Source organism: Psychrobacter sp. NPDC078929, from assembly GCF_050267985.1.
Taxonomy (GTDB): Bacteria; Pseudomonadota; Gammaproteobacteria; order Pseudomonadales; family Moraxellaceae; genus Psychrobacter.
On the sequence record NZ_JBNNFX010000007.1, the window covers coordinates 65589 to 80587 of the forward strand.

The following is a 14999-nucleotide window of genomic DNA, read 5'->3' on the forward strand; positions in this document are numbered from 1 at the left end:
CAGTCATTCCTAGCAGCCTTCATCACTATCTGACGTTTCAAGATCATTGGCTGACAATGTACTAACTTGACGAGCAGCTAAGCGATTATTGGCTTCTTGTACCGCTTTTTTGACCATGGCATAGTCTGAATGACGCACGTCTTGTCCACTGATATAGTTAATCACTAGCTCTGCGACATTTTGTGCATGGTCACCGATACGCTCTAGCGATCGTAATATCCACATGATATTGATGACTTTTGATACGTGGCGCGAGTCTTCCATAATATAGGTCATTAAGGCACGAATGGCTGACTGATATTCGGTATTGACCACGCTATCATTACGCATCACTTCAAACGCTTGCTCCGCATTCGACTGACTAAAAGCTTCTAGCGAGTTGTTTAGCATCAGACGAACTTGATTGCTCAGATGCTGAACTTCAGCGTAACCGTATGCTGATTTACCTTCTGCCGCTATTTTACTGGCCATTCGCGCAATTTTTACCGCTTCATCGCCGATACGTTCCAAATCGACCACACCTTTACTAATCGACATGACTAAGCGCAAATCACTGGCAGCTGGCTGGCGCTTGGCAACCAATAATAAAATGTGCTCGTCGAGTTCGACTTCCATTCGATTGATATCGAAGTCCATATCGATGACTTCTTGCGCCAGTGTTTCATCTTTATCGATCAGAGCATGAATGGCTTTGGCCACTTGGTTGGCCGCGCTATCACCCATGTATAAAAATAAACGGATGGCTTCATCAAGATCTTGGTCAAAACTTTTGGAGATATGCTTATCACTTTGCATGAGAGGTATTCCCTAGAATCTATATTTTAATAGCGCAGTGTGCCTATGAAGTTAGAAAGTCGGCTTATGGCTAATCAGCTTTGTCTGCTTGTACCGATTTCATTCCCAATCAATGTTAGCCATAACGACCTGTAATATAGTCTTCCGTCGCGGTTTGGGTAGGCTTGGTGAATATTTGATCGGTCTCACCCATCTCAATCATATCGCCCAAATACATATAGACCGTGTAGTCAGATACGCGTGCTGCCTGCTGCATATTGTGAGTGACGATAGCGATGGTATAGTCGTTTTTCAGATCTTCGATCAAATCTTCGATAGCACCCGTCGAGATAGGATCCAGTGCTGATGTCGGCTCATCAAGCAACAGTACTTCAGGCTTAGTCGCCACACTACGTGCGATACACAGACGCTGCTGCTGGCCACCTGATAATGACAATCCCGATGCTTTTAGCTTGTCTTTCACTTCTGGCCATAGCGCTGATTTTTTCAGTGCCCACTCGACGCGATGATCCAGCTCGTCTTTGCTTAATTTTTCATACAGTCGTACGCCAAAGGCGACATTGTCATAGATTGACATCGGAAATGGCGTCGGCTTTTGAAAAACCATGCCAACTTGTGCACGCAGTAAGTTCACATCGATGTCTTTACCCAAGATGTTTTTGCCATCTAGATTGATATTGCCCTCTGCACGCATACCTGGATATAGATCGTACATGCGGTTAAAGGTACGTAGTAGCGTAGACTTGCCACAACCTGAAGGACCAATAAAAGCGGTCACTTTTTTATCCGCGATATCGATATTGATGTTTCTCAATGCCTGAAAGTCATCGTAATAGAAGTTTAGATCTCGAACTTCCATTTTTGCAGCAGGCATATTCTTAGGAATATCTTGAATCGTTTGCTTATTAAAATCAGCAGTGTTTGGTTGCTGAGCTTGGGCGCTAGTAGACATGGGTCTATTTAATAGGCTGCCTGTTGCCGTATTAAAGTTGTCAGCAGTCGTGTTCGTACGGACGTTGCTTAGGACATCATTCATAATATTTCAACCTAGCTCAATTAATTTCATATAAGTTTAAGTAAATGCTTAACGTACTACGGTCTGCTCTCAGCCCTTATTTGGGCTGACCTCTACCACCGATAAATCTTGCCAATATATTCAACACTAGGACAGACGCGGTGATAAGTAATGCTGCCGCCCAAGCCAATGTATGCCAGTTGTCATAAGGACTCATCGCAAACTGGTAAATGGTATTGGGTAAGTTAGCAATAGGCTGACCCATATCTGTACTGAAGTATTGATTGTTAAGTGCGGTAAATAGTAACGGCGCTGTCTCACCAGTGATTCGAGCAAAGGCCAGTAGCACACCTGTGGTCAGTCCAGCTCGTGCAGCTTTTACCGTAACTTGAGTGACCAACTTCCATTTAGGAGTACCTAGCGCATAGGCTGCTTCGCGTAGACTATTCGGTACCAGATTCAGCATGTTTTCTGTCGTACGCACGACCACTGGAATAACAATCAGCGCCAATGCCAACGCGCCCGCCCAACCAGAGAAACTTTGACCTTTTACCATCAGTGCATAAATAAATAGACCGATGACAATCGATGGCGCTGACAACAGAATATCATTTAAGAAGCGTGTAACCTTGCCCAGCATACTACCTTTAGAAAACTCAGATAAATAAATACCTGTCATAAGACCAATAGGGGCACCGATAAACAATCCTGAAAACGCCAACATGACCGAACCAACGATAGCATTACGTAAGCCGCCTGCACTCATCGGTGGCGGCGTATCAGCGGTAAAGATTGGTAGCTGCACCATGCCTTGGAAGCCTTCAACAAACAAAGTCACCAAAATCCATGACAACCAAAATAAGCCAAAAATCATCGCTGACATAGCAAAGCCTAGACCTAACTTGTTGGTCAAACGACGCTTGTTATACAGGCTTTGATTGTAGCGGGTAGCGCCGTTTGGCTTAGTAGGTAGTGGTGCATTGATCGCATTGTTAGCAGGCATAATATTTATTTCCCATATCTTTTATCAATATCTATCAAGGTTCAATAAATCGGTAACAGACTTATCGGTTACCTGCTTTGTGATCCATGCGCATGAGCATCAGTTTTGCTAAAGACAGCACAATGAAGGTGATGACAAATAAGATTAAGCCTAGATGTAGTAGAGACGCAAGATGTAGCTCACTAGACGCTTCAGCAAACTCATTGGCCAAGGCCGAGGTAATCGTCACACCAGAAGTAAATAGGCTTGGACTGATATTAAACGCATTACCAATCAAGAAGGTAACTGCCATCGTCTCACCCAATGCACGACCAAGACCCAAAATTACGCCGCCAACGACACCAGCTTTGGTATAAGGCAGGATAATCTTGAACATGACTTCCCAAGTCGTCGCGCCCATGCCATATGCTGACTCCTTTAGCAGGTCTGGTACGACAGAAAAGACATCACGCATAGTAGCGGCGATGAACGGTATGATCATAATGGCAAGTACTAGGGAGGCGGTAAACATACCTAACCCCATAGGTGCACCTGCAAACAGTTTACCAATAATAGGCAAAGGGCCGACGTGTTCAATGAACCATGGCTGAATGTGATCACCAAAAAATGGCGCAAATACGAACAGTCCCCACATGCCATAAATGATAGATGGGATACCAGCCAACAACTCAATGGCAATACCAAGTGGTTTTTTGAGGAACTTAGGGCACATCTCGGTTAAAAATATCGCAATACCGAAACTGACTGGAACCGCGATGACAATGGCGATAAATGACGTGACTAAGGTGCCGTAAATAGGCGCTAATGCTCCGTACTCATTGGCGACTGTATCCCAGTTATTGCTGGTATAAAACCCCAAACCAAACTCTTGAATACTCGGCCATGCTCCAACAATTAGAGACACCAAAATGCCCCCTAAAGATAGGAGGACGAGTATGGCAAACGCTTTGGTAGAGTTAACAAATAAAGCGTCGTAACGTTTTTGTTTAGCCAGTTGGGACCTTAAGTCTGTCATAAGTGTCTCAGCATTGAATGGGATGAATCGAAATATTAAAAAGATGTATATCAGGTTTTAACACAACAAACTTAAACGGTATGAGTAAGCATATCTATCGAGATGTATCCATCAAATTTGCTGTGTTAAAACCTCTCAAACAACTACCGGAGAATAGTTATTCGAGAGGATAACTTGTCAGTTGCTAAATAGTATTTAGCAAAAACAAATTACTGAGCTGGTTTGTAGACAGGCTGTCCATCGCTACCTTTTACTTCGTTCCACTTCTCTTTGAACAAGGCTACTGCCGTGTCAGAGAATGGTACGTAGTCTAGTTCCATGGCGCTGTCATCACCTTGGGTATAAGCCCAGTCAAAGAAGTTCAACACGCCAGCGACTTGCTGAGGATTTTCTGGTTGCTTATGTACCAAGATAAAGGTCGCAGCAGCGATAGGCCATGCTTGGTCAGTTTCAGAGTTGGTGATGACTTTATAAAAGCCTTCTTGTTGTGACCAGTCGATATCACCTGCCGCAGCAAACGTCTCAGCAGATGGCTGTACGATGTTACCAGCTGCGTTTTTCAGCGCAGTATGTGACATTTTATTTTGCTTAGCGTAAGCATACTCAACATAACCGATAGAGTTTTTCATGCGGTTTACGTAGCTTGAGACGCCTTCGTTACCTTTACCGCCTGCACCAGTAGCAGAAGTCGGCCATTTGACGGTTTTATCAACACCAACGGTGTCTTTCCAGTCTGGTGAAACCTTGGCAAGATAGTCAGTAAAGTTAAACGTCGTACCTGAACCATCTGAGCGGAATACTGTTGTGATTGGGGCATCTGGCAAGGTCAAATCTGGGTTCATCGCCTTAATCGCAGGGTCATTCCAGTTACTGATTTTACCCAAATAGATATCAGCCAGCGTTGTGCCGTCTAGCTTCAGTGCACCAGGCTCAACACCGTCGATGTTGACAATTGGTACAACACCACCGATGACTGTTGGGAACTGAATCAAACCTGCTTCGTCTAACTCTTCAGGCGTCATTGGTGCATCAGAAGCACCAAAGTCTACTGTTTTTGACTGAATTTGTTTGATACCACCAGATGAGCCAATCGACTGATAGTTGACTTGGCCACCGGTCGCAGCATTGTAGTCATATGACCATTTCGCATAGATAGGCTGCGGGAATGACGCACCTGCACCTGTAATATTCATAGCGATATTTTCAGCTGATTTAAAATCTGACGTAGCAGAAGATGCTGTCTGAGAGGTTGTTTCAGCTGTTGTCACAGCGCTACTGCTAGTATCAGCAGTTGGCTCCGCCGTATCTGTTGACTTATTACACGCCGTAAGCATTAATGTACAACTGACGGCCACTGCTAATAACGAATAACGCATGTAGGACTCCTGAAGTTTAACAACGGTATAAAAAAGCATTGCTTGTGATATGCGTGTTATCTTGCCAAATCTTTATGACAGTTTAATGACAACTTCTAGAATCCTTCATTCGCTTTACATAATATTTGAATAATTCGTCTACAACCTAGCAGTATTAAGCACTCTCATCTATCAACACTCAGAAAAATTATTCACAAAAATATTGAATAGTATGTGTGACACAGAATATTTGTATCCAAATACTATTAGCCGTTGGTAGAGAATTTTGTTAGTATGAAGGCTGATTTACAACACTGACAGACTCGGGGTGCGGTGTATTTTTGGCTCACTTTATTAAACTTGCTTTATCAAAGTAGTCGCCTTGATACATTCGCTGAGAGATCACCCGCCGAACCTGATGCGGTTAGTACCGACGCAGGGAAGTCTTAAGCACTTTGTTATTTATGACAAAGGGCGCGTAGAAATACATTTTTATCGTCACTATTGTCTTAATATGCGTAATGCATAAACAGATAAGAAGAGATGATATAAAGCTGCGTCCAATATTTGATGATCACCATGCGCGACGATACTTTTTGGTCGAAGTTGTGGGTTCATGATATAAACTTGTCTAGATGATGGATGCCTACCCCCGCAGATACTGGCGGTGTTGATTTTATTCAAAAAACCAACACGCTAGGACAGCATATGACTACTGCAGACACTACCTCAATTGCACCGAAAGCCCAAACGCATAACCCAGCCGACAACACAACGCTTGCTTCAAATGCTGCTGACACGACCAACGTCAAAGCAGATAAAAAAGCAGATGCGCTAAAAACCCCTGCTCACCGTGCCGCAAGTGATGCCCGTTTCGAAGAGGATGCGCGCGACCTACACCGTATTTTACCTGCCTCAAGAAAAGTCTATATCGAAGGCTCAAGACCTGATATCCAAGTACCGATGCGTGAAATCAGCTTGGCTGATACGCCTGTTGGCGGTACTGGAGATAAAGACGGTGAGCATAATCCGCCGTTTTATGTGTATGACACCTCAGGTGTATATACCGACCCTAATGTCGATATCGACCTTACACGTGGATTGCCAAAATTGCGTGAGAACTGGATCGCAGAACGCAATGATACCGAGCAATTAAGCGGCCTATCTAGCTCATACGGACAAGCACGTGCTCGCGACATCAGTACTGCCAATCTTAGATTTGCTCATATTGATAAACCGCGTCGCGCCAAAGCAGGACAGAACGTCACGCAAATGTACTATGCACGCCGTGGCATCATCACCCCTGAGATGGAATATATCGCTATTCGTGAGACGCAAAAGCAGCATGAACTGACTGATATGCGTCAACACGATGGCGAGAGCTTCGGTGCCAATACTCCTCAAATCATCACTCCTGAGTTTGTTCGTGATGAAGTGGCAGCTGGACGTGCAATTATTCCAAACAACATCAATCACCCTGAGTCTGAGCCGATGATCATCGGGCGCAATTTCTTGGTGAAAATCAATGCCAATATCGGTAACTCAGCGCTGGGCTCGTCTATCGATGAAGAAGTATCTAAAATGACGTGGGCAACACGTTGGGGTGCGGATACCATCATGGATTTATCAACGGGCAATCACATTCATGAAACCCGTGAATGGCTAATCCGTAACTCTCCTGTGCCGATTGGTACGGTACCGATTTATCAAGCATTAGAAAAAGTCGATGGCGTCGCTGAAGATCTTACATGGGAGATATTCCGTGATACGTTGATCGAGCAAGCAGAGCAAGGCGTAGATTACTTTACTATTCACGCTGGCGTGCTATTACGCTATGTGCCGCTCACCGCAAAACGTCTGACAGGTATCGTCTCACGCGGCGGCTCTATCATGGCGCAGTGGTGTTTAGCCCATCACAAGGAAAGCTTTTTATATACGCATTTCGAAGACATCTGCGAGATTATGAAACAGTACGATGTAGCATTTAGTCTAGGTGATGGCCTACGCCCTGGTTGCTTGCAAGATGCCAATGATGAAGCGCAGTTCGGTGAGCTACGTACGCTTGGTGAATTGACCAAAGTGGCATGGGAGCACGATGTACAGGTAATGATCGAAGGCCCTGGACACGTCGCGATGAACCGCATCAAAGAAAACATGGACTTGCAGCTTGAGCTATGTGCTGACGCGCCTTTCTATACTTTAGGGCCATTAACGACAGACATCGCTCCAGGCTATGACCATATCACTAGCGCCATCGGAGCTGCGATGATTGGTTGGTTTGGTACAGCGATGCTATGCTATGTCACGCCAAAAGAACACTTAGGCTTGCCAAATAAAAAAGACGTCAAAGACGGCATTATTACTTATAAAATCGCTGCACACGCTGCTGACCTTGCTAAAGGTCATCCAGGAGCACAAGCACGTGACAACGCGCTATCTAAAGCCCGTTTCGAATTCCGCTGGGATGATCAGTTCAACCTAGCGCTCGATCCTGATACTGCACGTGAATATCATGATGAGACGTTGCCAAAAGACGCACACAAATCGGCACACTTTTGCTCCATGTGTGGCCCTAAGTTTTGTTCAATGAAAATCACTCAAAACGTGCGTGAATATGCAGCAGGACTAGATAAAGCTGCTGCCAACCAAAAAGTAACGCCGCAAACAGGCGACTTAACTGACGCTGGTCATCTAATCAAAGAGGTAGATACAGAGCTCGTTGGACAAGTTGGTGAAGCCACTGCTGAGGAAATTCGCCAAGGCATGGCGGAGATGACTAAGAAATATAACAACGAAGGACGCCAGTTATATAAAGAGGTGTAGTGTTAATAACCTATGCTTTTGAAATAAGAAAAGCCCTACTATTTAAGTATTTGCACACTTATCTAGTAGGGCTTTTTTGCTTATTTACTCATGATTTATGTGCGAGTTTTTATTTACTACGTTTACACTTTCGACGCTTCATAAATCTCTTCAATTGACGTATTAATGGTTTCAGCAAACTCGCTATCACTTTGTTGCTTACTCAAGCCTTCAGTAAAGGCACGCGAGAAGCTCGCAATCATACCTGGGTTTTGTTTAAGCTTGGCACAAGCATCGCTACGACTATAACCACCAGATAACGCCACAACTTTTAACACTTTAGGATGGTCAATCAGCTCCTGATAAAACCCTGCCTCTTCTGGTAACGTCAGCTTGAGCATCACTTGATGTTCGTCACTTAAGCGTTCCAGATTGCGCAGTATATCTGTCTTCAACAGTAACTCGCACTCATGCTTTTGAGTGCTTTCAATATTGACCTCTGGCTCGACGATAGGCATCAAACCTTTTGAAATAATTTGCTTAGCCACATCAAACTGCTGCTGTACCACAAGCTCGATACCATCGACATTTGGCTCATAGATGACTGAGCGCATTTTAGTACCGAATACGGGATAGTTTTTTGCTTTGTCTAATAATAGATCTAGATTCGGGATTGGCTTCATAATTTGTACGCCGCTCATTTGCTCAGCCAGACCTTTGTCTACCTTTAAAAATGGTACGATATTTTTATCTTCCCATAGGTAATTGGCCGTCGACTTACCATTGACTTCGCGCTCCATAGTGTCTTCAAACAAAATTGCACCAAGTACACGATCACTATCAAAACAGTCACACGTCATAATACGAGCACGCATTTCATGAACCAAATCAAACATGGCCTCATCATTATCATAAGCATCGCTGCTGACACCATAAGTCTCTAACGCTTTTGGTGTGCTGCCACCACTTTGATCAAGAGCAGCAATAAAACCTGAACTATTTTTTATACGCTGTAATTGCTTATCGTATTCCATTGAGCCTGCATCCTATTTTTATTGGTTAAATTAAATATCATAAACTAAGCTTTTTTATTCCATACAAGCCGTGTTATTTGTAGATAACCTTATCATAGGATGATTTGTATGCCTATATAGGATACGTGACAATATAGCCAAAAAATCATGAAACCAATACTTTTAGACAATGCGCATTACGCCAAAAATAGTACCCCTACACAGCAGACTGCCAATACTAAGCCTACTATATTGATACGGTTTAACTGCTCTTTCAATACACCTACGCCAATCAATGTCGCTACGGCAATAACACCGACATTCATACCAGTAAAGACGATGCTAGGAGAATCATGCAGCACTTGGTGTGCCCGCACATAGGCATAAATATTGCCCATGTTCAATGTGCCGAGCAGTAGACCTGTCATAAGCGCTTGTTTTTGCCAACGTACCCGTGTGACCAGTAAATAGATTAAAAGCAATACACCTGCTACGCCAAAACTTACCAGTAGAGTCAACGGAAAGGCCGCCCCTTGTTTTGCCACTTGTTTGAACAAAATATCAATAATGCCGTAGCCTGCCCATACCCCGAATAACCATAGTGGCGTATGCTTTGCTTGGCGAGTAATATCGTTATGCTGTGGTCGATAGACGAGCGCACCTAATGCCAGAAAACCTAACGCCAATCCAAGTATACGTGTACCAGTCAGCACCTCACCGAATAGCAAAAAAGCCGCTACGATGGGGATAATGAGTGACAAGCGCTGAGAGGCGTCGGTTGCTACCATCCCCACCGCTTCAATAGCTCGTCCGAGAATGATAAATACAGCAGGTAATAGTACTCCAAGCGCAATGATGATTGCCCAAGCGCTATCAAGCGCATGAATGGCACCTACATCAGGTTTTAGTAACACCCAAGTCAGTAAAAACGCCACAGGATAGCCTGCCACGATGGTCTGACGAATATCTATATTTTTCTGGCGCAATATTTTCAAAAGTACGGAGACGGCGACGCTACATAGCACCGCTATTATTAAATACATCATTCACTGCTACCTTCTGAACTTCAATGTTGAGTTATCACTGTTCGTATATTGATAAAAACTATTAAATAAAATACCTGCTAATCAGCTGATATTTGCAATAAAATCATACTTATAAAAGCAATATTTAAACTATGAATAATTTTGGATATAGAATGTAACAAAATATTTTTTCTACAGCAATCTATTTATTATAGTTATAACTGAAGCTCTCAAAACATAGCTATTCTTAAGCAAATTACAATTAGCATGCAGGTATGATTAGTAATTTTGCTAAAATAGCACCTAATTCCAATCACAAAAGTAAAGATTCTAGATAACGAGTGCTCTCGTTCATCTTGACGTACTGCTATTGATGTTTTATTACTGCCTATGAATGCTTTATTTCGCTTTTTTGAAAACCGTCTACCCGCCTTTCCAGACACACCCATGCCATTGCCATCACCTAAAGATGGTATGCTGAAGTTTTTGTGGGCATGTACCAATGGCTTACGCGGCTGGCTACTAATTTTTATGATTTTGTCCGCTGGTATCGGTATTTACGAGGCCATGCTGTTTGCTTGGATAGGTAATATCGTCGATTGGTTGGGCGTTTATACGCCGCAAAACTTATGGGTAGAAAAAGGCGATATGCTACTCATCATGCTCGCTGTCATGATAGTTAGCCCATTGTGGATCGCCTTGTCATCATTTATCCATTTTCAGACCTTGCAAGGCGTGTTTCCTATGCAGATGCGCTGGCGGTTTCATCAGCGAATGCTTGGGCAATCCATGCAGTTTTATCAGGATGAGTTTTCGGGTCGTGTCTCAGCTAAGGTAATGCAGACAGCCCTAGCAGTACGCGATACCGTAATGACCGTCACCGATATGTTTATGTATGTCTCTGTCTACTTTATCACCTCAGGGGTGATTTTGTTTAATTTAGACAGCTTACTACTCATTCCATTTGTCATTTGGCTGGTCTTGGTTGCCATTACCATTTGGTACTTTATCCCTAAGCTTAAACAAACAGCGATTGTGCAAGCGGATGCCCGTGCCTTGATGACAGGACGAATCACTGATGCTTATGCCAATATCATGACCGTTAAGCTATTTAGCCATTCTCGTCGTGAGCTGGGCTACGCCAAAAACGCCATGGGGCAATTTCTAGGTACGGTACATGCGCAGATGCGCTGGGTCAGCTATTTAGAAGTATCGACCCATCTTATCAGCGTGATTTTGGTCAGTAGTACGGCAGGTATTGGATTGTACTTGTGGCAACAAGGCGCAGTTGGTGTTGGTGCCATTGCTGCTGCGACTGCCATGGCATTGCGTCTAAATGGTTTGACGCGTTGGATTATGTGGCAGACAGCCAGTTTGTTTGAGAGTATCGGTACAGTTCAAGATGGTATGCGTACGTTATCAGCGCCGCAGACAATCATTGATAAACCTGACGCGCCAGCCCTATCCGTCACGGACGGGCGTATCGTATTTGACCATGTTGACTTCAGTTATGAGAATGACGAAGAAGACAATGGACAAACTGGCGAGACTGTTGATAGTACCAGCATCGCTAAACGCGCTCCTAACTCATATATCAAACTGTTGGACAACTTCCACTTAGATATTAAGCCAGGTGAAAAAATTGGTTTGGTTGGGCGTTCAGGTGCTGGTAAATCGACCTTGGTCAATTTGCTATTGCGCTTCTTTGATGTCGATAGCGGTAAGATTCTGATTGATGGTCAAGCTATCGACGAGGTCACACAAGAATCGTTGCGTCAACAGATTGGTATGGTGACTCAAGATACCTCGTTGCTACATCGTACTGTACGTGAAAACATCGCCTATGGTCGTCCTGATGCTACTGATGAAGAAATTATGATCGCTGCCAAACAAGCTCAGGCATGGGACTTTATCAAAGACTTATATGATGATAAAGGCAATACAGGTCTCGATACCCAAGTGGGTGAACGCGGAGTCAAACTCTCTGGTGGTCAACGTCAGCGTATCGCCATCTCACGTGTTATGCTAAAAAATGCACCGATTTTACTTTTAGATGAAGCGACTAGTGCGCTAGATTCTGAGATTGAATATGCTATTACCGAAAGCTTAAATGACATCATGACCGGTAAGACCGTTATTGCTATTGCCCATCGCCTGTCTACTATTGCCGCATTGGATAGACTGGTCGTTATGCATCAAGGCCGCATCATTGAGCAAGGTAGTCATGATGAACTGTTAGCATTAAACGGTGTCTACGCTCGACTGTGGCAACGTCAAAGCGGTGGCTTCTTAGGTGAAGACAACTAGGATTCATTAAGTCAGTTCAATCATAAAAAGACAAACTGCAAAAAAATCACTCAAAATAATTCACAAGGAAGTGTTTATTTTATGGAAGCATTCACAAACCGCATTAATCTTGGCGGAAAACAGGCACGCTACTATGACCTTAGCCAGTTTAATCAGCCGCTAGACTCAAGCTCTACTCCTCGCGCGCCAGCACATTTTTATAGTGGTAATAGTTTTACCGTTGGCACTTATACACCACTATTAAGTAAGCTAGCCACTGAGTTTGATATCAGCTCACTTGCCCTACGTGGTTACTGGTATGATAAGCCTCAAAGCCGTCGTCTTACGCGCGAGCAAGATGCTGATCTGCTGATTGAGTTTTTAGAAAAGACCCAAAATAAGCCTGTCATAGGTATTGGTCATTCGCAAGGGGCTACGGCTACAGCGATGGCAGCTGCCAAACGTCCAGAGCTATTTTCACAGTTATACTTGATCGAGCCAGTCACATTTACCAAACACCAAGCCACCTTATATAACCTTTTGCCACGCTCTGTCCTACTGAGCCGCGAGCCTTTCAAAAGCACCTTAACTAAGCAATCTACTTGGCCAAGTACCCATAGTTATTACGAGAGCCTACGTGCGCAGCGTGCTTATAAACGTATCAGCGATGAGCACTTGCAAGTATTTGCTGAACAAAGCCTGAGCAAAAACACAGATGGTAGCTATACGCTTATGTTTGCACCAGAACAAGAGCTGGCCAATTATTTTGGCGCACCTCATATCGATGCTGCCCTTAAAAAACTACGCTGTCCCTACACGTTGATTACAGGCAAGCCTACCCTGTTCATCAATGACAAAGTACGCAAGCAATGGAAAAAATTTGTTCCAGATAGCAGTCTTATTTCGCTGACAGATTATGGCCATCTATTGCCAATGGAAGCGCCTGAACTATGCGCTCAAATTATTAACGAGCACTACAAAAGCAGCAAATAAGGATTTACAACGACTAAATTATGACTGATCTCTTTGCCCCTGCACCCACGGATAATTTACTACCCTATGATGGTAAGGTGAATGATTTAGGCGTAATTATCGACGATGCCACTGCCCTTTATAACACTCTACTAAATGAGCTACCTTGGCAGCCAGACATCGTGACGTTATTTGGTAAAACCCATATAACCACTCGGCAAATTGTCTGGATGGGAGACAAAAATGCCAATTACCAATACTCGGGACATGTGCGACAAACCGTTCCATGGTCAGATAAAGTGTTTCACGTGAAACAGAGAATTGAGCAAGCTTTAGCAAAAATCGGTGTCACCACTAATTTCAACACCTGCCTGCTTAATTACTATCCTTCTGGCGCTGATGGTATGGGCTACCATGCTGATGACGAAAAAGAGCTCGGTCAGCAACCAGTCATCGCCTCCTTATCGCTTGGTGCCACACGCAAATTTGTTTTTAAGCATAAAAAAACTCAAGACAAAGTTGAACTTTATCTTGAGTCTGGTCAGCTCGTTGTGATGCATGGTGACACACAAACCTTTTGGAAACATACGATCACCAAGACAAAGACGGTCGATGCTGGGCGAATCAGTTTAACGTTTCGGCATATGCTTACATCTTGATACTATCGCTGACTTAACGAGCCATCTAAATCTTACGCGAGACGATCTAAAAAGCGCTCACGATAACACTGGTAAGCAGCTTCACACACATTGGCAGTGTAGCTAGCATTAACACCACCTGCGACTACTGCACCCACTGCTGGAATAATTTGCGCGGCTTTTGTCTTAACGATGTTAGTGGCTACTTTAGTCGCTGTCTGGCGCAGTACACGAGACATGACTTCTTCATTAATCTGATTAAATGCTTGAGTTTCTGGATCTTTGATCATTGCATGAGTGTCATCTAACGCCGCTTTACGTTCCTCAACAGAGGCAGAAGTTGCTACAGCCAATAAAGACATAGCAAATAGCTGCTCGCCTTCATCATTGATATCAAAGCCATAGTACGTTGCATATTCTCCAATCGCACGTAGATTAGCTGTAATAAGCCCAACGACATCAGCAGGGATACCTGCCCAGCCTACAACCCCCGTAGTCACCCCTTGCGCACTGGTTAGCGCTACATATTTGCTCTTAAAAAGCTTAACTTGTTTATCTATAACAGCAATGGGTAGACTTTTGATGTCAGACAGCGTTTTGATAGAGAAGTCGTTAATATCTGCTGCCTCTTGATAGCTATCAATAACGTCTTGAGTGTCCAGTGTCCAATTGGCTGCATCACTCAAAGCACTAATCGTTTCCTCAGTTGCTTTTTTTAGAGAATCGCCAAATTGTGGAGCTTCCATCAACGCATCACCGGCTGCTACCACAGGGGTATTAAGCACTGCGAGCGTCTTATCCAAAATACCTTTATCAGGGTTCTTCCATGCTTCTATCTCTGCACGTACTTTTGCTTCATAAGCAATGTGGTCATCTGTTTTTTCATTGCTGGTCTTATTGTTGATAGTCATATTATTCCCTTTATTAGTATCGTTCGCTTTCTATCCTATGATAAATAAGCAAAGACTACAGGGACGTTCTGTTGTCCAACATAAAACTTTTGTATGATTTGTTAAGTCATCAGTTAAGTTTACTGGGTTTCAACAGACATCCCTTTACTAATAAATCCTACCAAACACT

12 protein-coding genes and 1 riboswitch are annotated in these 14999 nt (G+C 43.7%); of the genes, 4 read left to right on the forward strand and 8 right to left on the reverse strand.

Features of this window, described 5'->3' with window-relative positions:
* Window positions 1-9: 9 nt before the first annotated feature.
* From phoU to pstS, 5 genes are all read right to left on the reverse strand, one after another.
* Window positions 10-795: a phosphate signaling complex protein PhoU gene (gene phoU / locus ACQKCG_RS05685; RefSeq protein WP_134292272.1), complete on the reverse strand. Its 786-nt coding sequence runs from the start codon at window positions 793-795 to the stop codon at window positions 10-12.
* Window positions 796-910: 115 nt separating this feature from the next.
* On the reverse strand, window positions 911-1747 hold the full coding sequence (gene pstB, locus ACQKCG_RS05690) for a phosphate ABC transporter ATP-binding protein PstB (protein WP_134292392.1): 837 nt from the start codon (window positions 1745-1747) through the stop codon (window positions 911-913).
* Between the two features lie 160 nt (window positions 1748-1907).
* Entirely contained in the window at window positions 1908-2813 is a 906-nt protein-coding gene (gene pstA, locus ACQKCG_RS05695; protein ID WP_101204644.1) for a phosphate ABC transporter permease PstA, read from the reverse strand.
* A gap of 61 nt (window positions 2814-2874) precedes the next feature.
* Complete coding sequence (gene pstC, locus ACQKCG_RS05700) at window positions 2875-3828, reverse strand: phosphate ABC transporter permease subunit PstC (RefSeq protein ID WP_101204645.1); 954 nt, start codon at window positions 3826-3828, stop codon at window positions 2875-2877.
* A 209-nt stretch (window positions 3829-4037) separates the two neighbouring features.
* The gene (pstS, locus tag ACQKCG_RS05705) at window positions 4038-5204 is read right to left on the reverse strand and encodes a phosphate ABC transporter substrate-binding protein PstS (RefSeq protein WP_057757805.1); all 1167 of its coding nucleotides are present in this window, start codon (window positions 5202-5204) and stop codon (window positions 4038-4040) included.
* Between the two features lie 293 nt (window positions 5205-5497).
* Window positions 5498-5642: riboswitch (TPP riboswitch) on the forward strand.
* 249 nt (window positions 5643-5891) lie between these two features.
* Here pstS and thiC point away from each other — a divergent pair.
* Window positions 5892-8006 (forward strand): phosphomethylpyrimidine synthase ThiC, encoded by a 2115-nt coding sequence (gene thiC / locus ACQKCG_RS05710; RefSeq protein ID WP_227543666.1) that lies wholly within the window; start codon window positions 5892-5894, stop codon window positions 8004-8006.
* 122 nt (window positions 8007-8128) lie between these two features.
* On the opposite strand, the gene ACQKCG_RS05715 is transcribed toward thiC, so the two are convergent.
* A complete protein-coding gene (locus ACQKCG_RS05715) occupies window positions 8129-9019 on the reverse strand; it encodes a fructose bisphosphate aldolase (protein ID WP_102092670.1) in 891 nt (296 codons plus the stop codon).
* Window positions 9020-9195: 176 nt separating this feature from the next.
* Window positions 9196-10044 carry an EamA/RhaT family transporter gene (locus tag ACQKCG_RS05720; protein ID WP_134292271.1) on the reverse strand — a complete coding sequence of 283 codons (849 nt, stop codon included), beginning with the start codon at window positions 10042-10044 and terminating at the stop codon, window positions 9196-9198.
* 369 nt (window positions 10045-10413) lie between these two features.
* Between ACQKCG_RS05720 and ACQKCG_RS05725 the strand changes: the two genes are divergently transcribed.
* From ACQKCG_RS05725 to ACQKCG_RS05735, 3 genes are all read left to right on the forward strand, one after another.
* Window positions 10414-12330 (forward strand): ABC transporter ATP-binding protein, encoded by a 1917-nt coding sequence (locus tag ACQKCG_RS05725; RefSeq protein ID WP_134292270.1) that lies wholly within the window; start codon window positions 10414-10416, stop codon window positions 12328-12330.
* A gap of 81 nt (window positions 12331-12411) precedes the next feature.
* Window positions 12412-13302, forward strand: a complete 891-nt coding sequence (locus tag ACQKCG_RS05730; RefSeq protein WP_134292269.1) for an alpha/beta fold hydrolase — start codon at window positions 12412-12414, stop codon at window positions 13300-13302.
* Between the two features lie 20 nt (window positions 13303-13322).
* The gene (locus ACQKCG_RS05735; RefSeq protein ID WP_134292268.1) at window positions 13323-13940 is read left to right on the forward strand and encodes an alpha-ketoglutarate-dependent dioxygenase AlkB family protein; all 618 of its coding nucleotides are present in this window, start codon (window positions 13323-13325) and stop codon (window positions 13938-13940) included.
* 32 nt (window positions 13941-13972) lie between these two features.
* Here ACQKCG_RS05735 and ACQKCG_RS05740 read toward each other — a convergent pair whose 3' ends face one another.
* Window positions 13973-14830: an EcsC family protein gene (locus ACQKCG_RS05740; RefSeq protein WP_134292267.1), complete on the reverse strand. Its 858-nt coding sequence runs from the start codon at window positions 14828-14830 to the stop codon at window positions 13973-13975.
* Window positions 14831-14999 lie beyond the last annotated feature (169 nt).